Origin of the sequence: Adhaeribacter pallidiroseus, from assembly GCF_003340495.1 — a bacterium.
In the GTDB taxonomy this organism is placed as follows: Bacteria; Bacteroidota; Bacteroidia; order Cytophagales; family Hymenobacteraceae; genus Adhaeribacter; species Adhaeribacter pallidiroseus.
In genome coordinates, this window is sequence record NZ_QASA01000001.1 from 4,819,770 (window position 1) to 4,842,389 (window position 22,620).

The window sequence follows — 22,620 nt, forward strand, 5'->3', positions numbered from 1 at the left end:
CGCAAGTAATTGATCTGCCCTAAATGATACGAAAGATGCGCCGCTAAATGAATCAGGAAAAATCCGGTGGTCATAGGATAGCCCAAAGTTTCTTCGGGTAAGTGTTGGCTAATTGCGCGTTATCTAATTTTTGCAGTGCTGCTGCTACTACTTGCCGGGTTTCTTCTATTTGCTGGATTAATTTTTCTTGCGGTACGTTTTTTAAACTAAACTCCGCCTCCCGATCGCGTACATACGCATTATTACCCAGGTTTTTGCCAATGTACGTTTTCAGGTTGCCGACCAGGTGCAAGCCCAGGTTTCCGGCGGTATTTGTTACCTGACCGGTAATTCGCCACAAATTTGCTGCGGGCGTAAAAGCCTGGATTTCGTTTTTAAGCCGAATAAGGTCTCGGTCGTAGATAACAATAAAGTCAGCCAGCATAGGTAGCCCTTGAAAGATAAATGGTTTAGTAATTCGAAAGCCTATTCTCTACTTAGTTGTTGTTTTGTTTAAAATGTAATCATCCCGACAAACCAAAGCAACTGTTGAATTGTACCACTTTCGTTGAAGCAGCCATTTACAACAGCAACCTAAACCGGAATTTCTGTTTGGCTTTACCGGAAACGGACTAGATATAACCACTAAATTCTAAGAATTTTGATTTATCTCCAAGCTAAGTAGTTGGTCGTTTTTAGTTGTTCGTTGTTCGATCGTTAATAATTTTATCATCAAGTACTTAAACTTTGGTTTTTATCAATTTAATTTTGTCCTGTTACTTATCTTCTTACATTAGAAAAGTAAATTTTAAAAAAGCAGGCCATTGAGCCTGCTTTTTTAAAATTTACTTTTCTAGTTACGCAACATCGCAAATGCGTACCCCTTGATCCAGAGAGGCCAGAACATCGGTGCGTTTCGGGATAAACTCCTGCGCCACAAAACCTTTGAAACCGGTTTCTACAATGGCTTTCATAATGGCTGGGTAATTTAACTCCTGCGTTTCGTCGATTTCGTTCCGACCGGGCACCCCGCCGGTGTGGTAATGCGAAATGTAGGGATGGAATTTTTTAATAGTAGCAATAACGTCGCCTTCCATGATTTGCATGTGGTAAATGTCGTAGAGCAATTTAAACCGCTCGGAACCTACTTGCTGGCATAAGGCGGCGCCCCAAGCCGTATGATCGCACATGTAATCTTTGTGGTTTACTTTGCTGTTAAGCAGCTCCATTACCATGGTAACTTTGTACTTCTCGGCAGTGGGCATTAAACGTTTTAAGCCTACGGCACAATTTTTCAGACCTTCCTCATCCGACATGCCGCGGCGATTGCCCGAAAAACATATAATCTGGTTATAACCGGCGGCCGCTACTAGCGGAATCACTTCTTCGTAGCTTTTTACCAGTTCGTCGTGCAGTTTAGGATCGTTAAAGCCTTGCTCAATGCCTTTACCTGCACCGTTAGGCATGGCACAAGTTAAACCGTATTTTTTAAGCGTAGGCCACTCTTTAGGGCCTAGCAATTCAATGGATTTAAGACCAATTTTTTTGGCCTCCTGGCAGAATTGGTCGAGTGGTACTTTATCGTAGCACCACTTACAAACCGAGTGGTTAATTTTTCCTTTTAATTCCGTTCCCATAGCTTGTTCAGCGGCAGCTACCCGGGCAGATAGCGTAGAGCCTACCGTAACGAGAGCGGCACTACCAGCGATTTTTTTTAACGCGGCGCGCCGAGAAGATGCTTGTTTCATAATGATACGTTAAAATTTAGGGGTAAAAACCTGTACTGGCTGGAATGTCTGACAAATCCGCCGATACGCAATGTAGCAAATACTTTGCTTAAACCGCTACACTTCGGCCAATATTTCGGCCCGCCGAAACAACTGCTTCTGGAAAACAGGCACCGGAACAACTCTCTTAATCAGATGTAAAATAAAAATCCAGACAGCATTATAGCTGTCTGGATGCAAGAGAGTTACTTCTATAAATGCCAAATAACGGCAGTTTTTAAATTTTATACTTGGCGGGAGTAAAAGCTTAATTTTCCAGCTTAGCCCGGGTAGCGAACACCGAAACGCACAGGCCCATAATCGCAATAATAAAGAAAGACACGCGTAAGCTGGTAGCACCGGCCACTAACCCGATTAACGGCGGTCCCAGCAGAAAACCTAAAAAGCCAATAGTGGAAACCGCTGCTAGAGCAACGCCCGGCGATAATACTTTAGATTTACCAGCCGCACTGTACACCAACGGAATTACCGACGATACGCCGGCCCCTACGAGTAAAAAGCCCGCAATGGCGGTTCCCAAACCAGGCAAAAGTACCGCGATTAGTAAACCAGCCGCAATTAAAACGCCGCTGAGCTGCAAGGTTTGCTTTAAACCAAATTTACTCGTAAACCAATCCGCTACAAACCGGCCCGAGGCCATGGTGGCCATAAACGCGGTATAACCCGCGCCTACCCAGGCCTGATCGGCTTGCACCACTTTCTGGAAATAAACCCCGCTCCAATCAAACATGGCGCCTTCGCAAATCATGGTACAGAAAGCAATAATACCCAGCATGAGCAACGACTTATCGGGTTTCGCGAAAATAGGTTGGTCGGCTTGCCGGTTCGGATCTTCGGAAAGGGTAAAACGTGTACTTATCAGGGCGGCTAGCACTACAAAAACAGTAATAATTAAAAAATGCTGCACCGGCGCAATGCCTTCCCCAATCATCAGGGTACCCAGGGCTGCGCCGGTAAAGCCGGCTAAACTCCACATACCGTGGAACATACCCATAATCGGTTTTTTGTACAACGACTCTACCCCTACCGCCTGCGTATTTACGCCAATATTCATGAAATTGCCGCCGAAGCCAAACAATAACAAGTAGCTAATCAATTGAAAGGTATTCTGGGCCATTCCCAGCGTTATTAAGGTTAAGCTGTATAAAAAAACACCCAGCGTCACTACTTTTTTACTGCCAAATTTGGCTACCAGCCAGCCCGTAATGGGCAGCGAAATCATGGAACCTACAGGAATAGCTAATAATACCGCGCCGAGTTGCGCTTCGGATAGATGTAGTGTTTTTTGAATAGTAGGAATACGCGATGCCCAACTGGCAAAACATAAACCCTGCAAAAAGAATAAGGTACTAACGGCCCACCGGTGCACCTTTTTAGAAACAGGTAAACTGGAGGATAAACTAAGGGAAATCATAACAAAATATTTTAATGAAAAAGATTACTATTTACATGTACCACGAGGAGGTGTACAATTTTTATTCCAAAACAGAAGTTTGGTTGAAGATATTTTTATATAACGCAAATATAATTGAATATTTTTAAATTTAAAGGCATTAACGATGATAAATTTTTATTGTTTCATTGGTTTCATTAAATTATCCTTAATCCAAAAGTAGCTCCAAGCCTTTTTACCTTTGATTGAGCTTAATTACCGAGTGAATTACCGAAAGATGTATGCTGTTGTAGCGACCAGCGGTAGAAAAAGCAGTTGCATTTACCGCGGGCTTTATGCTAAAATTAACCGCGCCAAATACTGGTCTTGCTCATCCTGGTATTGAATAATGGTGAGCCAACCTTCCTCGCCGGCTATTTCGGCTAAGGTATCCTGGTCGATGTACAGCCAACGGAACCACGGGCCTTTTTTGCCTTGATATTCATACTGGTAAGCTATCTCGCCGTAGTATTGCTCCCGGTCCGGCAAATTGCCTTCGTACAGGTAAGTAATGTCGGATGAATCGAACATGAGCTGGCCATTGGGGTTGAGCAGTTTTTTGGCATGTTGTAAAAATTGCCGCAAACCCGCCACATCACCCACCAAGCCAATACCGTTCATGAGCAAAAGTAAAGTGTCGTAGGTATCCTGAGAATAAGTAAATATATCCTGGTTAATGCTCTTTTTAACGCCGCGCTGCTGCATAATTTCCGCGGCCAGCGGCGAAATTTCTAAAGCCGTTACGTCTAAATCCAGTTCCTGCAAAGCCAGGGCGTGGCTGCCTACCCCGGCGCCAATATCCAGTACTTTGCCGTAACAGCAATTTAAAGCCTCTAACTCTACCTCCGACATTTCTTCTTCGTCCCGGAAAAATATATCCAAAGGCATTTCTTCCGGCTCGCCATAACTGGTGTGCAGCAGCAGTTTTTGGGTAAAATTATCCCGGTAAAAATCCCGTAGCGCTTCGCCAAATACATCCATTATCGTCGGATTTTAAAATTTGCGGGGCAAAAGTAGCTTTTCTTCCGCAGGTCACCAAGCCTCATCTCGAATCATCTGTTTTTACGCTCGCCCATGGGCATTCTTCCCCCATAATTAAGCAGGTTTTTTAAAAAATTACCGGCAAAAACCAGTACCTTTAAGAAGTAGCCACTTTATTAACATATTAATGAGTAGCTACTAACGAAGCAGGTTTAAAATTTAAAAATATGGATTTAATAACCGTTTTAATTTTAGTTTTTATTGGCCTGGTGCTCTTATTGGTCGAGCTGATTTTTTTACCGGGTACTACTTTCGTGGGTATTTTGGGTTTTCTGGTACTGGCCGGTGGCGTGTGGCTGGGCTACGAAAAGATGGGCGCGGCTAACGGCCATATTATTTTGAGTGTAGCGTTGGTGTTGAGCGTGGCGATTGTGGTATTTAGTTTCAAAGCCGATGTATGGTCGAAGTTTGCTTTAAAAGAGGTAAACCACAGCCGGGTAAACGAAAACGTAAGACCGCAATTGCAGGAAGGCGAAACGGGCAGTGCCTTATCGGCCCTTCGGCCTTCGGGCACCGCTATGTTCCACGACCAACATTACGAAGTGCACACCAACGGCGAATTCCTGAATGCCGGTACGCCCGTTGTTATTACCCGTATCAATCATCATAAAGTAATTGTAAAGCCGGTAAGTTAGAATTAGTACAAAGGCTTCTGACACCAGATTTTTTAAATTTTATAATTAACTACCCGTCAGATTTTCTAACCTTTTATCTCTTCTTATTTACCAGCAACTAATAACTAACAACCAATAACCAAATCATGGAGTTATCGCCTCTTTTTCTTCTCGTCGGTGGATTTATATTACTGCTGGTATTTCTGTATTTCGTACCCATTAACCTTTGGATAACCGCTTTATTTTCCGGCGTGAAGATAAATTTATTTGAATTAGTTTTTATGCGCATCCGGAAAGTACCGCCCAGTTTAATCGTTAATTCTTTGATTACGGCTACCAAAGCGGGTTTGCAAATAACCGGCAGCGAACTCGAAACCCACTATTTAGCTGGTGGCAACGTACCCACGGTTATTAAAGCTTTAATTTCGGCGGATAAAGCCAATATTCCGCTTACGTTTAAGCAAGCCACCGCCATTGATTTAGCTGGCCGCGATGTATTTGAAGCCGTTACTACTTCGGTAAACCCCAAGGTCATTAATACGCCTAACGTAGCCGCCGTGGCCCAGGACGGTATTCAGCTAATTGCCAAAGCCCGGGTTACCGTGAGAGCCAATATTGCGCAGTTAGTAGGGGGTGCCGGCGAAGAAACCATTCTGGCCCGGGTAGGCGAAGGCATTGTAACCTCTATTGGTTCGTCCTTATCGCACAAAGAAGTACTCGAAAATCCGGATAAAATTTCAAAATTAGTTTTACAAAAAGGCTTGGATGCCGGTACCGCTTACGAAATTTTATCCATTGATATTGCCGACGTAGACATTGGCGAAAACATTGGCGCCAAACTGCAAATTGACCAGGCCAACGCCGATTTAAAAGTAGCCGAAGCCCGCGCCGAAGAACGCCGCGCCATGGCCGTGGCGGTAGAACAGGAAATGCGCGCCCGCACCCAGGAAGCCAAAGCCTTGGTAGTGCAAGCCGAAGCCGAAATTCCCAAAGCCATGGCCGAAGCTTTCCGGTCGGGAAACTTAGGAATTATGGATTACTACAAAATGCGTAACATTCAGGCTGATACGGATATGCGCGACTCGATTGCGAATCCGAACACCGGTAATACCAGCAGCCGCGCGGGCCGCGACGAAACGAAACTTTCTTAAAAAAACCAGCCCAATGTAGGCACGCGCCGCGCCGCGTGCCTACCAGATAACCATGAACATTGCTCCTTTAGACCTGATCTTATTACTCGGCAGCTTGCAAGGCATCATCTTGTTCTTTCTGTTGTGGTATAACCCGAAAGGCCCGCGTTTGCCCAACAAATTATTGGCTTCCCTGATGGGCTTAATGGGATTGATGAGTTTTGCGGTGGGTGTTCCGGTAGCCAATATCTGGATCAGCCACATGCTGGATTTGCTGCCGTTTATTGTAGCCATGCCGTTGGGGCCACTCCTCTATTTCTACGCAAAAGCTTTGCTGCAACCCGATTTTCAGATGGGGCGCCGGGAGAAGTACCACTTTTACCCCGTGGTTATTGATTTTGGCGCGAAGCTAATCGGCTGGACTTTTATATTCGGCGTTTTGCTGGGTGCGTTTGATCCGCAAAATAGTTTGCCCTGGGCCAACGCCATGGATGCCTACAATACCTATTCCGATATTCCGCGTTGGATTTCGTTGACTACTTACCTGTGGTTTACGCACCGCTTGCTGTCGCGCCAAACCAAAACCGACGAGAACCTGCCCGAAGAACAGCAACACCACATTGGCTGGCTGAAACCTTTGGTGCGCGTTTTCTTTGTTTTTCAGTTGATCTGGTTGGTGCATTTAATTCCGTACATTATTCCGGCTACCCGCAACGGCTTACTCGACACTTTTGGCTGGTACCCGATTTACATTCCGATAACTATTTTAATTTATTGGATTGGTTTACGAGGCTATTTTCATACCCAGAAAAATTTTACAGCCAACAACCGCAAAGTTCCGGCTACTCTTTTACCCGCCGAAACGGCTAACGAAACCATTCACTTATTACAAAAAGCCATGGCCACCGACCAGTTGTACCTGGACCCCGAGCTAACCGTAGAAAAATTAGGGCGTCACGTGGGTATTCCGGCTAAAATTATTTCGGCGGTTTTAAACCAGCACCTGCAAAAAAGCTTTAACACCTTCGTGAACGGGTACCGGGTGGCCGAAATAAAAAAGCGTTTACTCGACCCGGTAAATCAATCCTCAACTTTGGTGGGCATTGCCTTTGATTGCGGCTTTAACTCCCAGGCAACTTTCCAACGCGCCTTCCGGAGCGAAACCAACCAATCGCCCAAAGAATTTATCGCGGGGCAGCTCCAAAATTTAAAAAATTAGCGCTCAAATCCGGATTTGAGTCGCTTTGCAGGGCCTAATTCGCGTGTATTGCTACCATAAGCAGTCCACGCATCATGAAAAAGATTTTCCAACTCCCTTTTCTATTCACCTTTATTTTCCTGTATTACCTGGCTCCGCCCACCGTTGCGCAGGAAGCAAGCTTAACGCTTACCGGCAAAATTGTAAACGGCGAAACCAACGAGCCTGTTCCCTTTGCCAGCATCAGCATCGGGAAGAGTGGAACCGGCACCAGTTCCAACGCGGAAGGTAAATTTACGGTTAAAATACCGGCGGCCCGGCAACAAGATACTTTGCTGATAACTTACGTCGGCTATACCGTATTTCGGCAAGCCATCCCGAAAATTAAAAATCAACCCTTACTCCTGAAATTAAAACCAGCGGGTATCACCTTAACCGAAGTAGTTATCAATGGGAAACAGAAAACGGCATTAGATATCTTACGCGAAGCCATTGCGGCCATTCCCCTAAATTACGATACTACCTCGGTGCAACTCACCGCCTTTTACCGCGAAGATGTAAAACTCGAAGATTACCCGATTGCTTATAACGAGTCGGTGCTCGATGTGCGCAAACCGCCATACCATACCTTAACCGAACAAGAACAGGTAAGAATGATTAAAGGCCGCAAAAAACAGTATGATCATTCCCGTTTAAGGCTGCACGGCTATTTAGATATGCCGAACGGCATGCACCGTTTATTACGCGATGATTTTGTAAAATACCAAATGGGTGCAGGCCCAGGTTCCTTTACAGGTAAAATTGCCCTGAAAGCCTATGCGTATAAACTACTCGGAATTGTTCCGGAAGGCAACCGGCGGGTATATGTGATTGAGATTATTCCGCGTAAAAACGCCCGCCATGCCCATATAGCCGGAAAGGTTTACATTGATGTGAACACCCTGGCGTTTACCAAGGCGGAGTGGGTGCTGACGCAAAGAGGGATTGACTATGATAATAACCGTAATTTTTTGTTAAAACAGTTAAGTTACAAAGTAGCCAAACTGAGCCATAAACTAACTTATTTAAAAGAAACCACTACTTACAGCTACCATAACAATAAATGGTACCTGAAAGATAAGCACCGCCACTACGAAATGCGGGTAAACAGCAAATCGCGCGGCATCCACAACCAACTATGGACGGCTGATACCGATATTACCATTACCAACATTGGCCCGAAAAACATACCGCCCTTCACCGAAGGCGATATTTATCAAACCCAAAACTCCCTGAACGGCTTAATCCAAAATGACGACGACCCGGCTTTTTGGGAAAACTATAATATCGTACAGCCTGCCGCGGATACTATTTTCAGGGAGAAAGCGGAAGAAAAAACTACGGTGACATCCGCCAATATTCCCGCTATCAGAGTTTCCAACCGCACCAATGGCTTTACCAGGGCCGATACTTTACGCGGCAAACTTACTACCTTGCGTAGCTACGACGTTCTGTTTTACCATTTAGAGGTAGCCGTAGATATCCCGAATAAATCGATCCGCGGCAGTAACAAAATCCGGTTCCGGGTAACCGAACCCTTAGCTAAAATGCAGGTAGATTTATACGCCAACATGAACATCCATGCGGTAAAATACCGTGGAATGGAACTGAAATATACCCGCGAGTTTGATGCCGTATTTATTCAATTACCAGAAACCTTACCGGCCAATTCGCAGCACGAAGTAGAAATAGCTTATTCCGGACAGCCGCAGGTACCGAATTTTAAAATTCCGATGCACGGTGGCTTCTTGTGGGAGCAAGACCGCAACGGCCACCCGTGGGTGCAGGTAGCTTGTCAGGGTTCCGGCGCTAGTTTGTGGTGGCCCAACAAAGACCACCTCTCCGACGAACCCGACAGCATGCGCATCAGCGTAACGGTACCCAGTGATTTAACGGAAATCTCGAATGGTCGCTTGCTCCGAAAAGTACCCTTGGCCAACAACCAAACCCGCTACGAGTGGTACGTGAGCTATCCCATTAACAATTACAACGTTACCTTAAACATCGGCAAATACACGCACCTGCAAGATACTTACGGTAACAGCCCTGCTTTAACCTTAGATTATTACGCCAAAACCGAACACCTGGATAAAGCCCGTTGGGTATTTAGCCAGGTAAAACCCATGCTGGCCACCCTCGAAAAACACTATGGCAAATACCCCTTCCCGCGCGATGGCTTTACCTTAATGGAATCGTTGCACCCCATGGAACACCAGAGCGCCGTTACCTTCGGCCGTTTGCCCGACGGAGAACTGGACTCCGTAAATACGATGAAATTAGTGTGGCACGAGGTGTCGCATGAGTGGTGGGGCAATAACGTAACTTGTAAAGATGTAGCGGATATGTGGCTCCACGAAGCCTTTGCTACCTACACCGAAGGAGTATTTTTTAAAAATAAATTCGGGAAAGACGCGGAGTTAGGTTATGCGCAAAGCTTGCAGGAACAAGCCGTAAACCAGGAACCTATCATTGGCCAGTACGACGTGAACCATATTTTTTATAACATCGAAGACATGTACAGCAAAGGTGCTTTAATGCTGCATACTTTCCGAAATGTACTAAACAATGATGATCTTTGGTTCGCGATCCTGCGCGGCATACAGCAGGAGTTTAGCTATAAAACGGTTACCTCCGCAGATATAATCCGGTACATTAACCAGCAAACCAAAACCGATTACAACTACTTTTTTAACCAATATTTAAAATTTACGAACATTCCTACTTTACAAGTAAAATTCGGGGCGCAAGGGCAAACTTTAGTGCTCCATTACCGGTGGCAAACGGATGTTCCCAATTTTAAAATGCCGGTAAAAGTTACCAAAGCTGCGGGGAAGTATAGCTTTATTTTTCCTACAACTGCCTGGCAAACCATGCGCTTGCCTAACCTATCTCCGGAAGATTTTGAAGTAGACCAGAACCGGTTTTACATAAAAGTAGCACAAGAAGAAATGTAGGAACGCGCCGCGGCGCGTTCTTTCCGGACCATGCGTTCTCACCAGACCAAAGCGCGTTTTTTGGGGTCACGCAAGAACGCAGCGCGGCGCGTTCCTACATTTTTAACCGTGTGGCACAGTTTCATATTTTATAATCCATATATTTACTTTATGGTTTATAAGGAACACAAACAATACCGTTTACCAGGATATAAATACGACGCTACCGGTATTTATTTTGTAACTATTTGTGTAAAAGATCGCCTACCTGTTTTATCCACCGTAGGAACGTGCCGCGGCACGTTCCTACCAAGCCGCGGCATGTTCTCCCATGACCGCACGTTATTACCTGAAAATAACATTGCGCTCTCAACCTGTAAAACGTTGCTGCCGGATAATTACCAAGATCAAAATGCTATCGAATTAATCTTATCTCCCATCGGCGAGGTAGCTCAGCATTTCTGGCAGGAAATTCCAAACCGTTTCCCAGCGGCAAGTCTGGATGAATGGGTAATTATGCCGGATCATGTGCATGGCTTAATTCAATTGGGTGATGGGTTAGAAACCGGTAAAAAAGAGAATGCGGAGAACGTTCCGCAGGGTGAGCACGCGCCACGGCGCGTGCCTACAGAAAAAGGCCTACAACCTTTGAAACGTGGCTCTTTGTCTTCCATTGTTAACCATTTTAAGGGCAATGTAAAAAGATGGTGCAATCAAAATGGGTACGAAGAATTTGCCTGGCAGCCGCGGTTCTACGATCATATCGTGCGAAACGATCAGGATCTTATTCGTATCCGGGAATACATCCGGCAAAATCCGGAACGATGGCTTATAAAAGATAATCCGTAGGAACGCGCCGGGGCGCGTTCCCACAAGAGCCGGGGCGCGTTCTTACACCTCTACCGAAACGGCGTTAATGGAAAAGGTATACGAAATTTGCGCGGTTTTATTTAAAATAGCCGTAACCGAGCAGTATTTGTCCATCGACAAATCAATGGCGCGTTTTACTTTTTGCTCATCCAGGTTACCCGACAAGGCATAATGAATGCGGATGTTGGTGAAAACCGCCGGCGTAGCGTTGGCCTCCCGGTCACCATCAATGTGAATGCGGAAGTCCGTAATTTCCTGCTTTTGTTTTTTTAAAATCAGGGTAATATCAATGGCGCTGCAACCACCTAAACCCATCAAAATCATTTCCATGGGACGGGCACCGGCATTGTTTCCGCCAACTTCGGGGTTAGCATCTATATTTACGGGTACGCCCGCTGCACCTACTGCCTCAAAATGGAAGGCATTATCGACGCGTTTTAATTCAACTTTCATTTTATTTAGCTATAAGTATCAGGACAAAGGTATCAGAATCAAAACATCCGGACATTAACCAGTGTACCTGCATTTCTTAACAATAATTACACCCAGTGGTTTTAGTCTTAAAACCCGGACACTTTGGCTCAACGCTAACGCTTACTGCCTGATCTTAACTGCTTTTTACCGGCGGCTCCATAACGGTACCGCAGTTTTTACAGGTCCGGTGTTCTTCGTTGGCAAAGAAATTATTCATCACTACCGGCAGTTGTTGCACAATATCGGTTACCACTAAATACTCCTCGTAGAGCTTATTGCCGCAATTCTCGCAGAACCACAGGAAGCCGTCCTGTTCCCCTTCGCGGCGGTAACGTTCCATTACCAAGCCCACCGTGTTGGCCGGTCGGCGCGGGGAATGCGGTGTACCGCCAGGTAACAAAAATATTTCGCCTTCCCGGATCGGAATATCCACGGGTTTGCCGTCTTCTATTACTTTGAGTACAATATCGCCTTCAAGCTGGTAAAAAAACTCTTCGCCTTCGTTGTAATGATAATCTTTGCGGGCATTGGGGCCACCCACTACCATTACAATAAAATCTTTATTATCCCGGAATACCTGGGCATTGCCAACCGGTGGTTTTAACAAATGGCGGTGCTCCTCAATCCAGGTATGAAAATTCAACGGTCTGATCATAGGTGTTAGTCGTTATTAGATATTCGCTGCAGGTAATCTACGAAAAAAATCAGCTTGCAGTAATTTACAACTAAGATAACAGCTCCTTTTAAACTATCCAATTACCGGTTAGTAGCTTGCTTACTGGTTGGTAGGATTATTCTTAAACAAAATAAGAAGCACTGCTGGCGGATAACCTAAAATAAAGCGCTTTTAACTACCTTGCTGCTTCTATAAAAATCGAAAATTTAAAAAATTGGTACATGCCGTTGGAAACTATCGCACTTGATGAACTTTATATAATAGGCATTTCGGTTAGAACTTCTAACGCCAACGGGCAGGCCCAAACCGATATTGGCGAACTCTGGAGTCGGTTCTTCCGCCAGAATGTCATAAACCAGATTGCGGATAAAATCAGCCCGGATCTTTATTGCGTTTACACCGACTACGAGAGCGACCATACCGGACCCTACAACACGGTTTTAGGTTGTAAAGTACCTAACTTACAGGATATTCCAGCTGGATTAACCGGGATCACCATACCGGCGGCTAATTACCAGATTTATACTTCGCAGGGCAAATTACCCGATTGTGTGGGAGAAACCTGGCAGTCTATCTGGCAAAACGCCCAAAACCGAAGATACGCCGCCGATTTTGATGTATACGGTCCGGAAGCGCAAAATCCCGAATCGGCTATTGTAAAAACGTACCTTTCGGTTGTTACTTAGCTATCAAATTTTTAAAAATTTCCGTATAACCGGCCATGGATTTAAACTTAAGTCAAAAAAGAGCGATTGTGTGTGGCAGCACGCAGGGCATCGGCAAAGCCATTGCGTTGGAACTGGCCCAAATGGGCGCTTCAGTTACCTTAATAGCCCGCAACGAAGAAAAGCTACGAGCTACTTTACCGGAACTAGATCAAGCAGCTGGTCAGCAGCACGATTATATCTGCGCCGATTTCGCGAACCCCGATGATTTAGCTGTTAAAATAAAAGCCTACGTGGCCACTCAACCGTCAATCCATATTTTAATCAATAACACGGGTGGCCCCAGCGGCGGACCCATTATAGAGGCGGGTTTAGATGAGTTTAAACAAGCTTTTTCCAACCATTTAATTTGTAATCATATTTTGGTGCAGGCCGTGGTGCCACTCATGCAGCAAGCGCAATACGGGCGTATTATTAATATTATTTCTACGTCCGTAAAGCAGCCCTTGCCGGGCTTGGGCGTTTCTAATACTATCCGGGGAGCGGTGGCGAATTGGGCCAAAACGTTATCGTTGGAATTAGCGCCCTTTGGCATTACCGTAAATAATGTTTTACCTGGGGCTACGGTTACGGCCCGCCATACGTCGCTCATCCAGACCAAGGCCGAAAAAACCGGCCAAAGCATTGAGCAAATAGAATCAGAAATGCTGGCAGGCATCCCGGCTAAACGCTTCGGCAGTTCCGCGGAAGTAGCGGCCGCGGCCGCTTTTTTGGCTAGCCCGGCGGCGGCTTACATTAATGGCATTAATATTCCGGTAGATGGCGGCCGAACCGGTAATTTATAGCAACTTTCTCTTGAATATGATTATCTGGGAATCTTCAAGAATTACCTTAAAAGCAAAGTTCTGCCGGAGTTCCGCTATTTTTTGGGAGTATTCAGCGGGGCTGAGCGGATACGTACCTTCTTCGGTATTTTTAACCAACAAAATAAACAAAGCATCGCGGATTACCGGAAAGTGATACAGCTTTTCACGGTTTACTAAACGTGGAGTGAGGCACGAGGAAGCGCTAACCGGTACCTGGCCGGGAACTGCTTTTAAGATGTCATGCAGCTTCTCCCGTTCAAAAAGCGACCGGTAATGCATGGGCCGTTGAAACTGAACCAACGGTTTCATAAACCATTTTGATTTTCGTTTTACCAAGGTAACGCTGGTAGCGGCCAGCGTTAACCCTAAACATAGGAGTAAAAACCTCTTCTGCATTTTAGGTTTAAATTGGCTGGATAAATCAAAAGTAGCTAGGGCCAGTACGGGCGCAAACTCAATGGAATATTGGTAATTAATGCCCCAGAGCATAAAATCGTGCGTTAGTAATTTTTGGGCAAAAACCGGCAATAGCATAAACAAATACCAGGGCCGGAACAGTAAAGCCACTCCCCCCGAAAGCAAAATCATCCCGTATAACTCAGCTTTAATAAAATTAAACTGCGGGTTGCCAGTTGTATTTAAAAATAAATGCGGAATTAATACTTGCGGGTGCTGCACGATATATTGCACAATACTACCCATAGATTTGCCTAAATGTTGGTACCGGATTAACTGCGCAAACTGGTGGTGTGTGGTATTTAGTTGGGGCATAATTACCGACGTAACTACGATAAAATAGCCAGTGCTGAAAATGGCCAATCCGAATGCCACCTTGCGGGCAGATTGATCGGAGTAGTATTTACCCAGACAAGCTACCGCGATAAAAATGCCCCACAAGGCCATGTTCTCTTTGCTGATTACCAACAACACAAAATAAACCAGCGCCTTCCGGTATTTCTGCCGACCGAAGTAATGTAAAAACCAAGGTAAAAACATAGCACCCACCACGTTATCGTGGTAATCATAAGCTAAGGCCGAATAAATGCCCCACATCAGATAAAATTGGGCCGTGACCACTAAAGGCAACCACGATAAGGTGGTTCGGTGCTGACAATAGACGTAAATGCCTATTCCGCCGAACAATACCGCCATAATCTGCACCAGCAGCATGGTGTACGACCCAAACAACCAATACAAGGGGGAGAATAAAACAGGCAATAAAGTAAAATGCGATCCCAGAAAGTTCATGGGTGCTGCATCTAACAAAAGCGTGGAGTAATTTACCCGGAAGTGCGCGTAATCGTAAATAGCATGATTTACCAACCCCAGATCAAGCGCATAGGTACGGAAGTTATAATGATTTACCAGCGAAATTAGCCCGTAGATAATCCCGAATACGATCAGGAGCAGCAATAAACTTTTGTGGCTTTTAAGTGCCGGAGCAATCATTTTTAAAAAAATAGACCGTAGTAATTGGTAATAAAACGTTGTAAAGATAAGGTTTGAATCCGGAGTTCTATTTTTTAAATTTTCATCTTACTTGTTCTTACTTAGAGCTGGTTTCTGTTTCTAAGAGTATGTTTAAAAATTTAGTTAGGTACTCTTGCCAAAAGCATATCAATAAAAGCCAGCTGCAGAAAGCAGAGGGAAGAAGCGGTAGTTTTCTCATAATCCTTGCTCAAACGGCGAAAGAAGTTTAACCAAGCGAAACTTCTTTCTACCTGCCATCTGCCTTTCTGGGGCACAAATCCCCTTTGACTTTCCGGCTTTTGCGTGATCTCTACTGACCACTCATAAAGCTGGGCACAGTCTTTAAAGTAGCCGCTATAAGCTTGGTCAGCTCGAATCAAGGTGAGCCGATTAGAAGCTTGCTCCAGCTGCCAGAGCAGTTCCACCCCTGCTTGCCCATCGTGCTCTTGGGCCGAAGAAACATGTAGGGCCAGCGGTAAGCCCAACGTGTCCACGGCTAGATGCCGTTTGCGCCCATTCACGTTTTTACCGCCATCTATCCCTGTTTCCAGGGAAATAAAACTGGCTTTCTTCACGCTCTGACTATCCACGGCCACGGCCGAGGCTTGCTCCTCTCGTTTTTGCCTTTGGCGCTCCTTTCTCACCAAGGCGGTTAACACTTGGGCCCAAGTACCATCGGCTTGCCACTTGCGAAAGTAGTAATACACTACTGGCCAGGGCGGATAAGCTCCTTCCAAGTTCCGCCATTGCAGGCCAGTACGGGTAATCCGTAGAATGGCTTGCACTACCTCCAACAAATTATGTTTACGTTTCCGGCCATTGTCAATAATTTCTTTTATAACTTGCCTTTGGGCAGTAGTCAACGCACAGAAGTGCTGACGGGTAAACTTTAGTTTCTTCTTCGGCATCGTAACTCGGATTTAGACACCCTTTGTTACTCGACTACTGCCTTTTTTGATTTTATAATTCTGTTAAATTCCCCTTCCCTAATTTTTAAACATATTCTAAGCTAACGATTTAAATTACCATTTAAACAGAAAAGCCATTCCGGGAACAAACTTGTAATTGCTCCCGGAATGGCTTTCCCATTGTGAAACAGCTTTAAAATTTAAAAAATTTGCCGTTCCTACTTACAAATTCTTCAGCAGGAAATTAGTCATCATAGTGTATAAATGCAGGCGGGTGTTGCCGCCGGAAATGCCGTGGTTGCGATTGGGGTAATAAAACGACTCGAACTGTTTGTTGGCTTTAATCAGGGCATCTTCCATGGCTACCGCATTCTGGAAATGCACGTTGTCGTCGCCGGTACCGTGAATGAGCAGGTACTTGCCTTTTAGTTTATCCACGTGCGTAACCGGTGAATTTTCGTCGTAGCCAGCAGCGTTTTCCTGCGGACGCTTTAAATAGCGCTCGGTGTAAATATTATCGTAGTAGCGCCAGTTAGTAACGGGGGCCACGGCAATGGCGGTTTTAAAATAATCAGCGCCTTTGGTTAAGGCCAGCGACGACATATACCCGCCGAAGCTCCAGCCCCAGATGCCTATCCGGCTTTTATCCACGTAAGGTAAGCTCCCAAAATATTTGGCGCCTTCTATCTGGTCGATGGTTTCGTAATGGCCCAAGTTGGCGTACGTAATTTTCCGGAAAGCCGCTCCCCGTCCGCCCGTACCCCGGTTATCCACGCAGGCTACGATGTAACCTCGTTGCGCCAGCATCTGAAACCAAAAATAATTGCCGCTGTTCCACGAGTCGAGCACTTGTTGGCTCCCCGGCCCGCCGTACACAAATAGCAGAACCGGATATTTTTTAGCAGCATCAAAATTGCTGGGCTTAATTACATACGCATTCAGTTTCACGTTTTCGGTGGTGTTAAACGAGATAAACTGCAACGGCGACAAATTAAACTGCTTTAGTTTAGCCTGCAGTTGGGTATTTTCTTCCAGGTTTTTCACCAGTTTCCCGCTCGGCGCGGCGTGCAAACTTACATTGGTGGGAGTATTGGCGGTGCTCTGGTAATCGAGGTAGTACGTAAAATCCGGATTCATGCTGATTCGGTGCGTGCCTTTCGCTTCGGTTAACCGTTTTTTATTACTACCTTTCAGGTTTACGCTGTACAACTGCTTTTCCATCGGCGACACCTCGGCGGCTAAATAATAGACCAAACCTTGCTTTTCGTTGATGCCAACTACATCGGTTACATCCCAGTTGCCTTTGGTAAGTTGCTGTAATTGTTTGCCTTGTAAATCGTATAAATACAAATGGTTGTAGCCGTCTTTGTCGCTGGAAATAACAAACTGCTTCCCGTTTTTTAAATATTTTAGATCGTCGGTTATTTCAATGTAGGCTTTATCGGTCAGGCGTAACGCTACGTTTGTTTTACCGGTGTTCACGTCAGCGTGCAGAATTTCCAGGGTATTTTGCAAACGGTTCATCCGCTGTATCCAGAGCAAGTCTTTGGTTTCAGTCCAGCCAATACGCGGAATGTAAATGTCGGTTTCGGTGCCAATATCCTGACGGGTAGTTTTGTTGGTGTTTAAATCTACTACCGAAATGCTTACTACCGAATTGGCTTCGCCGGCTTTCGGGTATTTAAAAGTATAATTTTGCGGATACAAAGGCCCCCACATTTGCAAGGTATATTGCTTTACCTGGCTTTCGTCGAAAGTATAGAAAGCAATCTTGGCCCCGTCCGGCGACCAGAAAAAGGCTTGTGCAAAACTAAATTCTTCTTCGTACACCCAATCGGTACCGCCGTTTATGATTTTGTTGCGCTCGCCGTTGGTGGTAATTTGCTTTTCCTGGTTGCTGGCTAAATCCACGTAAAACAAGTTATTATCGCGCACAAAGGCTACCCGGCTCCCATCCGGCGAGAACGTAGCGAACATTTGTTTGCCTTTGGTGCTTAAAAGCCGGAGAGTTTTGGTTTTTACGTCGTATACATAGTACTGCGAACGCGAAGAATGCCGGTAAATAGGCTCGGTTTCGGTAGAGAACAAGATTCTCTGCTCGTCGGCACTGAAGGTGTATTCTTCAAAATCAATGGGCTTATCGCTACCCGCTATTTTTAAATCCTGCCCAGCTACTACGGTAGCTACCGGTTGGCCCGTGGTAACGTTGTAACGGATAATATCGGTAGCGTTGGATTGGTTGTTGGCCACCATGGAGGTATAATACCGGCCATCCTGCGCCCAATCTACCCCGCTTACGGTTTTAGCGGCAAAGGTATTTTTCTGCCAGATGTCTTCTAAGGTAATTTTTTGTTTTTGTTGGGCCTTTACAGCGCCGGAAAACAGACAAACCAGAAGTAAAAAATGGAAAATTTTAAAAAAAAGTGTCCGCATAAGAAAGTTAAAAATTCACGACGCAAAGTTACCGGTTTTAAACGAAACTATTCCGTCTCCCCATTTAGTAGAAACCAGAACGCCCAACCAAATATTAAATTATAATTCCGGTTAGTATCAAATCGTATACAGAATAACTAATTTTGATTCGTTCTAAGAATAAATATTTTGCCGGGTACTTTCATGACAAAGCTTTCTTCTGCGTTTGCACCTTTTTTATTCATTTTCTTTACTGTTTTAGTCACCGCCTGTAACAACGATTCGGAAGCACCCACCGTGTTGCAATTGGTTTCCAGTACGGGCCAGGACTACGTCTCGGAGAACCGCACTGTACTGGGTGGCACCAGGGTAATTACGGGCGTATACGCGCAGGCACCCACTGAAAATGTAAGCTTAACTAAATTTGTGGTTACATTCAATCATGATAGCTTAGATAAACAAACCCCAATCGTTTTCTTAGATTCTACGTTAGCGACAGATACAAAAACTTTTGCCATGCAGGTAGCATATACCCCGCGTAACTTAGCCAATAAGGAAATTTGGCGATTCACTATTACGGATAGTAATAGTAAAACCTATCAGAAAGAGATACGAATTAAAACAACTTCTACCGTAAACACGGCGAAATCTAATTACTACACTTACACCAATGTAGTACTTAGCCGATTAAAAAACCCGAAAAAGCCTTTCATAGATTCAACAGGGCTGTTTGGTTTTGCTTCGGCAACAGGCACATCTTTTCCGGCCTATGCTGTCAAGCAGCCCGGCGTTGCTACGCAAATAGATTTGCTTTTTAATGACTTCAGAGCACAAAAACCCAGCTTAAGCACTGTAAACAGCAATACGCTCGTAAATACTACTTTAACTACTGGCAGATTTGATTCTATTACGAATGTCACTATGTTAACAAATGCCTATCCTGTTAACGCACCAACAGTTATCAAGCTGGAAAATTTAAAAACTAATCAAGTCTTAGCTTTTAAATCTGTTTCCAATAAAGTGGGATTGTTACGCATTGTAAAGGCTCACAAAACTCTTGATTCATTAACAATCAACGTGAAAGTAGAAAAGTAAAAGTAGCAAATTATATAATGTGCTTTATACGCCTGTATAATCAAGGATAGAACAAATACTAAATGCCGGGTATTTTTTATGTTCTCACATTCAGGTTTAAAGCAAAAAAGCGGGATCTTGTTTAAACAAGATCCCGCCTGGATATTTTTTTAAATTTTTTGCTAAAAATTAAACCCAACCGTAAACAGCACGCTGTTCGTCGTGTTTTTAGTAGAAACTACCGGTTGCAGATTATCGAGCAGTGAATAAGGAGCATACACACTGTTATAACGGAAGTTTACCACGGCTATATCAAAAAAGGTATTTTCTTGTTTAATGCCAACTCCGGCGGTCAGGTATCTTTTATCCCGATCGTAAGCACTGCTTTTATACGGATCGCCGTACAAGGCATAACCAGCGCGTAACCGAAAAATGTTATACCGGTACTCGCCGCCTACCCGGAAATTTAAAGCAGATTGGTACGTATCTTTAATAATATCGTTAGTACCAGAGAAAGTATCTGCCCCGTCGTTGTTGCCTAAACGAGCACCACCGTAATTTACGTATTCTACATCCGCCGATATAAAACCATTCTTCCCGGCAAAAAAAGCGACTCCCCCATTGGCACGCAGCGGCGTAGTTAAAGTATATTCAAAATCGCCAGGAGTTAAGCTTTTATCATAATTACCTGGAGCAGAACCCCCAAAGGTAGTTGCCATAGAAGTAGTATACTGGTCGCGTAAGGTATAGAACGTTGGCGTTTGTACCGACACTCCAATGCGTACCGCATCAACCGGCCGCACAATTACCCCTACTTTTAAGTTAACTCCGGAACCAGTAGTGGTAAACTCATCACTTAAAGTTAAATTCTGGAAATCAGTAGTAGGATCAGCATCTACTTCCTGGTAAACCCGAGCTTGATTGTAGCGAACAGTAGTCAGGCCAACCGAAGCTCCCAAATACAACTTATCGCGGTAACTGGCGCCATACGAAAAATCCCACTGGTTCTGAGCGCCTTTGCTGGTAACAGTTTCATTTTGGGTTAAATTACCCTGGGATTCTACATAAATTTCCTCCCGGATCGGGGAGTTCGGATTATTAGGTTCCGTCGGGATTTTATTTACGCCAATTAAATAAGTAGAATAAGCTAGCCCTTCCAGAGTCTCAATCCCATTATCGTATTCTGCATCTAAGTCCGCTTCGGTGCGCTGGTTAGCAATAGCCGTTTCGCCTAAAGATTGCACCAAAGATTCCGTTTGATTTACTGAACCACCGTACCTGAAACGATTTTGAAAATTATTTAAACGAGTTAAGCCAATGCCGAATGCACCCGAGCGCCAATCACTCTCATCGGTATCTGCTTTACGTTTCGTAAAAACAATACCTAAACTGGGTATATTAATAATATTTCGTTGATCCGTAGCACTGCTATTGTTATTTAACTTGCTTTCGGTACCAGATAAGCTAATACCCGGCGAAAAAGAAATCTCGGATCGGCGATATAACCCCAAACCAGCCGGGTTGCCCGACAAAGTGGAAATATCGGCTCCCAGCGCGGTTTGCGCGCCAGCCATACCCTGTATGCGGGCGGAGCCACCAAAATCGGTGCGGGAGTATCGGAGGGCATCGACCTCAGTTTGGGCCGATACCTCTCCTGTCCAGCTTAAAAAGACTAAGCCGGCTATTAAAAATTTATATTGATTCATAATAAGTCTAAAGAAATTTAATTACGTCTGGGTCTGCCACCGCCACTGCTGCCACCACCATTATTAGACGGAGCAGGCGAAGAAGAACGGCTAGGCTGACTCCAGGAATCATTGCGTTGCGGAGCTGGCTGCGACCGGAAAATATCCTGACTACGGCTTTCGCGGCGAGGCGCTTCGTAACGAGGGGTTGTTTCAAAAGTCCGCGGCTGTGATTCAATTACCCGCGCTGGCCGGCTTTGACGTTGGGTCTCAGTTGGGAAGCTAGGCGGGGTTGGAGTTGCCGCATCATTGGAAATAGTTCCTTCAAACCGACGTACCGGGCGAGTAGATGGCCGATAACCGGAATTATCAGTACTAACCCGGGCCGGCTGATTGGTATTCGGAGAAATTACTGTACCAGCATCTACGGGATTAACAACCGCCGTACGGGCACCACGTACCGCACGACCTGATGTACCTCCTACATTACCCGGGTTTATTACACCACCGGCATTACCTGTACTTGGGGCAACTACTCCACCACCATTTACAATCCGGGCCGGACGACCACCATTCGCATCAATTACCCGGTTACCACCCGTACCAGGAGCTATACGACCACCCGCATTATTGCGATCGGTAGGCACTACGCTACGCTCTGGGCGCGGACCGTAATTACGCGGCCGATAGTTAGTAGGATAACGATCATAGTTGCCGCCATTGGCATAATAGCCGTTATAGAAGCCGTTGTAATAACCATTGTTAAAACCATTACGATAACCAAAAAGCCCGCCGCCATAGCTGTAAGGGCTGTAAAAACCACCATAACCGGCATAAGGCGAGAAAAACGGATTACCCCAACCTAAGCCAATAGAAAGACCGGTATAGAAACCCGGACGGTAAAATCCGGAACCATAAGAGAACGGATCGTAGAACGGATTATAAGCATTAAACCCGGAACCGTACCAATACGGATCGGTATAAGCAAAATCATAATATGACATGCCGCGGTACGGGCTGTTAAAACGGCGAATACGCGAAGCATAGGTATAATCTTCGGAGTAATAATCATAATCGCTGTACGAATCATCGTTATTGCTCCGGTTGTTTTTAGTAGTACCCGAATATTCCGGATTCGCTACTTCGTCCGGATTTAGATTAGAACTAGACTCGTTAGCAACGTTATTTTCGGTTACAGCCGCCGTGGGCTTGCTGGCAAATACGGTTTTATCCGTAGAAGCATAGTATAAATCATCGGTTTCGGTAGATGACTGAATGGCAGTAGGACCACTGCAACCTGCCAGCAGGAGGGTTGCCAATGGCACTAATGAGAGTTTATGTAAGTATTTCATGGTGTATGGGCTATA

At 45.1% G+C, this 22,620-nt stretch carries 19 protein-coding genes; 8 read left to right on the forward strand and 11 right to left on the reverse strand.

Annotated features, from left to right (window positions below; all coding sequences use genetic code 11):
• Positions 1-70 precede the first annotated feature (70 nt).
• From AHMF7616_RS19265 to AHMF7616_RS19280, 4 genes are all read right to left on the reverse strand, one after another.
• Positions 71-424, reverse strand: a complete 354-nt coding sequence (locus AHMF7616_RS19265; protein ID WP_233507661.1) for a DUF1572 family protein — start codon at positions 422-424, stop codon at positions 71-73.
• 412 nt (positions 425-836) lie between these two features.
• Positions 837-1,727 (reverse strand): hydroxypyruvate isomerase family protein, encoded by an 891-nt coding sequence (locus AHMF7616_RS19270; protein WP_115374359.1) that lies wholly within the window; start codon positions 1,725-1,727, stop codon positions 837-839.
• 286 nt (positions 1,728-2,013) lie between these two features.
• Positions 2,014-3,180 (reverse strand): MFS transporter, encoded by a 1,167-nt coding sequence (locus tag AHMF7616_RS19275; RefSeq protein WP_115374360.1) that lies wholly within the window; start codon positions 3,178-3,180, stop codon positions 2,014-2,016.
• 312 nt (positions 3,181-3,492) lie between these two features.
• A complete protein-coding gene (locus AHMF7616_RS19280; RefSeq protein ID WP_115374361.1) occupies positions 3,493-4,179 on the reverse strand; it encodes a class I SAM-dependent methyltransferase in 687 nt (228 codons plus the stop codon).
• Between the two features lie 227 nt (positions 4,180-4,406).
• Between AHMF7616_RS19280 and AHMF7616_RS19285 the strand changes: the two genes are divergently transcribed.
• The 5 genes from AHMF7616_RS19285 to AHMF7616_RS19305 all read left to right on the forward strand — a co-directional run bounded on the left by AHMF7616_RS19285 (position 4,407) and on the right by AHMF7616_RS19305 (position 11,002).
• Positions 4,407-4,874: an NfeD family protein gene (locus tag AHMF7616_RS19285; RefSeq protein WP_115374362.1), complete on the forward strand. Its 468-nt coding sequence runs from the start codon at positions 4,407-4,409 to the stop codon at positions 4,872-4,874.
• A 125-nt stretch (positions 4,875-4,999) separates the two neighbouring features.
• Positions 5,000-6,004: a flotillin-like protein FloA gene (gene floA / locus AHMF7616_RS19290; RefSeq protein WP_115374363.1), complete on the forward strand. Its 1,005-nt coding sequence runs from the start codon at positions 5,000-5,002 to the stop codon at positions 6,002-6,004.
• A gap of 52 nt (positions 6,005-6,056) precedes the next feature.
• A complete protein-coding gene (locus tag AHMF7616_RS19295; protein WP_115374364.1) occupies positions 6,057-7,202 on the forward strand; it encodes a helix-turn-helix domain-containing protein in 1,146 nt (381 codons plus the stop codon).
• A 74-nt stretch (positions 7,203-7,276) separates the two neighbouring features.
• Entirely contained in the window at positions 7,277-10,174 is a 2,898-nt protein-coding gene (locus AHMF7616_RS19300; protein WP_115374365.1) for a M1 family aminopeptidase, read from the forward strand.
• 150 nt (positions 10,175-10,324) lie between these two features.
• Positions 10,325-11,002 (forward strand): transposase, encoded by a 678-nt coding sequence (locus tag AHMF7616_RS19305; RefSeq protein WP_158546206.1) that lies wholly within the window; start codon positions 10,325-10,327, stop codon positions 11,000-11,002.
• Between the two features lie 42 nt (positions 11,003-11,044).
• On the opposite strand, the gene AHMF7616_RS19310 is transcribed toward AHMF7616_RS19305, so the two are convergent.
• On the reverse strand, positions 11,045-11,476 hold the full coding sequence (locus AHMF7616_RS19310; protein ID WP_115374367.1) for an OsmC family protein: 432 nt from the start codon (positions 11,474-11,476) through the stop codon (positions 11,045-11,047).
• 154 nt (positions 11,477-11,630) lie between these two features.
• Positions 11,631-12,152: a 3-hydroxyanthranilate 3,4-dioxygenase gene (locus AHMF7616_RS19315; protein ID WP_115374368.1), complete on the reverse strand. Its 522-nt coding sequence runs from the start codon at positions 12,150-12,152 to the stop codon at positions 11,631-11,633.
• A gap of 242 nt (positions 12,153-12,394) precedes the next feature.
• Here AHMF7616_RS19315 and AHMF7616_RS19320 point away from each other — a divergent pair, with 242 nt between their 5' ends.
• A complete protein-coding gene (locus tag AHMF7616_RS19320) occupies positions 12,395-12,859 on the forward strand; it encodes a GyrI-like domain-containing protein (RefSeq protein WP_115374369.1) in 465 nt (154 codons plus the stop codon).
• Between the two features lie 35 nt (positions 12,860-12,894).
• A complete protein-coding gene (locus AHMF7616_RS19325) occupies positions 12,895-13,683 on the forward strand; it encodes an SDR family oxidoreductase (RefSeq protein WP_115374370.1) in 789 nt (262 codons plus the stop codon).
• Here the strand turns inward: AHMF7616_RS19325 and AHMF7616_RS19330 are convergent.
• From AHMF7616_RS19330 to AHMF7616_RS19340, 3 genes are all read right to left on the reverse strand, one after another.
• Positions 13,678-15,153: a DUF2079 domain-containing protein gene (locus AHMF7616_RS19330; RefSeq protein WP_115374371.1), complete on the reverse strand. Its 1,476-nt coding sequence runs from the start codon at positions 15,151-15,153 to the stop codon at positions 13,678-13,680. The two genes, AHMF7616_RS19325 and AHMF7616_RS19330, sit on opposite strands and share 6 nt — an antisense overlap.
• A 140-nt stretch (positions 15,154-15,293) precedes the next feature.
• Positions 15,294-16,082, reverse strand: coding sequence for an IS5 family transposase (locus AHMF7616_RS19335; RefSeq protein WP_115373737.1), 789 nt, complete (start codon positions 16,080-16,082; stop codon positions 15,294-15,296).
• A gap of 222 nt (positions 16,083-16,304) precedes the next feature.
• Positions 16,305-18,515 (reverse strand): S9 family peptidase, encoded by a 2,211-nt coding sequence (locus tag AHMF7616_RS19340; RefSeq protein ID WP_115374372.1) that lies wholly within the window; start codon positions 18,513-18,515, stop codon positions 16,305-16,307.
• A 183-nt stretch (positions 18,516-18,698) separates the two neighbouring features.
• On the opposite strand from AHMF7616_RS19340, the gene AHMF7616_RS19345 reads away from it, so the two are divergent.
• Positions 18,699-19,589, forward strand: coding sequence for a hypothetical protein (locus AHMF7616_RS19345; RefSeq protein ID WP_115374373.1), 891 nt, complete (start codon positions 18,699-18,701; stop codon positions 19,587-19,589).
• Between the two features lie 161 nt (positions 19,590-19,750).
• Here AHMF7616_RS19345 and AHMF7616_RS19350 read toward each other — a convergent pair whose 3' ends face one another.
• Positions 19,751-21,274, reverse strand: a complete 1,524-nt coding sequence (locus tag AHMF7616_RS19350) for an OmpP1/FadL family transporter (RefSeq protein WP_115374374.1) — start codon at positions 21,272-21,274, stop codon at positions 19,751-19,753.
• A gap of 17 nt (positions 21,275-21,291) precedes the next feature.
• Entirely contained in the window at positions 21,292-22,605 is a 1,314-nt protein-coding gene (locus AHMF7616_RS19355; protein ID WP_115374375.1) for a hypothetical protein, read from the reverse strand.
• Positions 22,606-22,620: the final 15 nt, after the last annotated feature.

Coding starts and splice junctions, on each gene's coding strand:
- AHMF7616_RS19295 (WP_115374364.1), top strand. CDS start 6,057: ATGAACATTGCTCCTTTAGACCTGATCTTATTACTCGGCAGCTTGCAA.
- AHMF7616_RS19275 (WP_115374360.1), bottom strand. CDS start 3,180: ATGATTTCCCTTAGTTTATCCTCCAGTTTACCTGTTTCTAAAAAGGTG.
- AHMF7616_RS19310 (WP_115374367.1), bottom strand. CDS start 11,476: ATGAAAGTTGAATTAAAACGCGTCGATAATGCCTTCCATTTTGAGGCA.
- AHMF7616_RS19350 (WP_115374374.1), bottom strand. CDS start 21,274: ATGAATCAATATAAATTTTTAATAGCCGGCTTAGTCTTTTTAAGCTGG.
- AHMF7616_RS19320 (WP_115374369.1), top strand. CDS start 12,395: ATGCCGTTGGAAACTATCGCACTTGATGAACTTTATATAATAGGCATT.
- AHMF7616_RS19355 (WP_115374375.1), bottom strand. CDS start 22,605: ATGAAATACTTACATAAACTCTCATTAGTGCCATTGGCAACCCTCCTG.
- AHMF7616_RS19305 (WP_158546206.1), top strand. CDS start 10,325: ATGGTTTATAAGGAACACAAACAATACCGTTTACCAGGATATAAATAC.
- AHMF7616_RS19280 (WP_115374361.1), bottom strand. CDS start 4,179: ATGGATGTATTTGGCGAAGCGCTACGGGATTTTTACCGGGATAATTTT.
- AHMF7616_RS19315 (WP_115374368.1), bottom strand. CDS start 12,152: ATGATCAGACCGTTGAATTTTCATACCTGGATTGAGGAGCACCGCCAT.
- AHMF7616_RS19345 (WP_115374373.1), top strand. CDS start 18,699: ATGACAAAGCTTTCTTCTGCGTTTGCACCTTTTTTATTCATTTTCTTT.
- AHMF7616_RS19265 (WP_233507661.1), bottom strand. CDS start 424: ATGCTGGCTGACTTTATTGTTATCTACGACCGAGACCTTATTCGGCTT.
- AHMF7616_RS19285 (WP_115374362.1), top strand. CDS start 4,407: ATGGATTTAATAACCGTTTTAATTTTAGTTTTTATTGGCCTGGTGCTC.
- AHMF7616_RS19300 (WP_115374365.1), top strand. CDS start 7,277: ATGAAAAAGATTTTCCAACTCCCTTTTCTATTCACCTTTATTTTCCTG.
- AHMF7616_RS19270 (WP_115374359.1), bottom strand. CDS start 1,727: ATGAAACAAGCATCTTCTCGGCGCGCCGCGTTAAAAAAAATCGCTGGT.
- floA (WP_115374363.1), top strand. CDS start 5,000: ATGGAGTTATCGCCTCTTTTTCTTCTCGTCGGTGGATTTATATTACTG.
- AHMF7616_RS19325 (WP_115374370.1), top strand. CDS start 12,895: ATGGATTTAAACTTAAGTCAAAAAAGAGCGATTGTGTGTGGCAGCACG.
- AHMF7616_RS19340 (WP_115374372.1), bottom strand. CDS start 18,515: ATGCGGACACTTTTTTTTAAAATTTTCCATTTTTTACTTCTGGTTTGT.
- AHMF7616_RS19335 (WP_115373737.1), bottom strand. CDS start 16,082: ATGCCGAAGAAGAAACTAAAGTTTACCCGTCAGCACTTCTGTGCGTTG.
- AHMF7616_RS19330 (WP_115374371.1), bottom strand. CDS start 15,153: ATGATTGCTCCGGCACTTAAAAGCCACAAAAGTTTATTGCTGCTCCTG.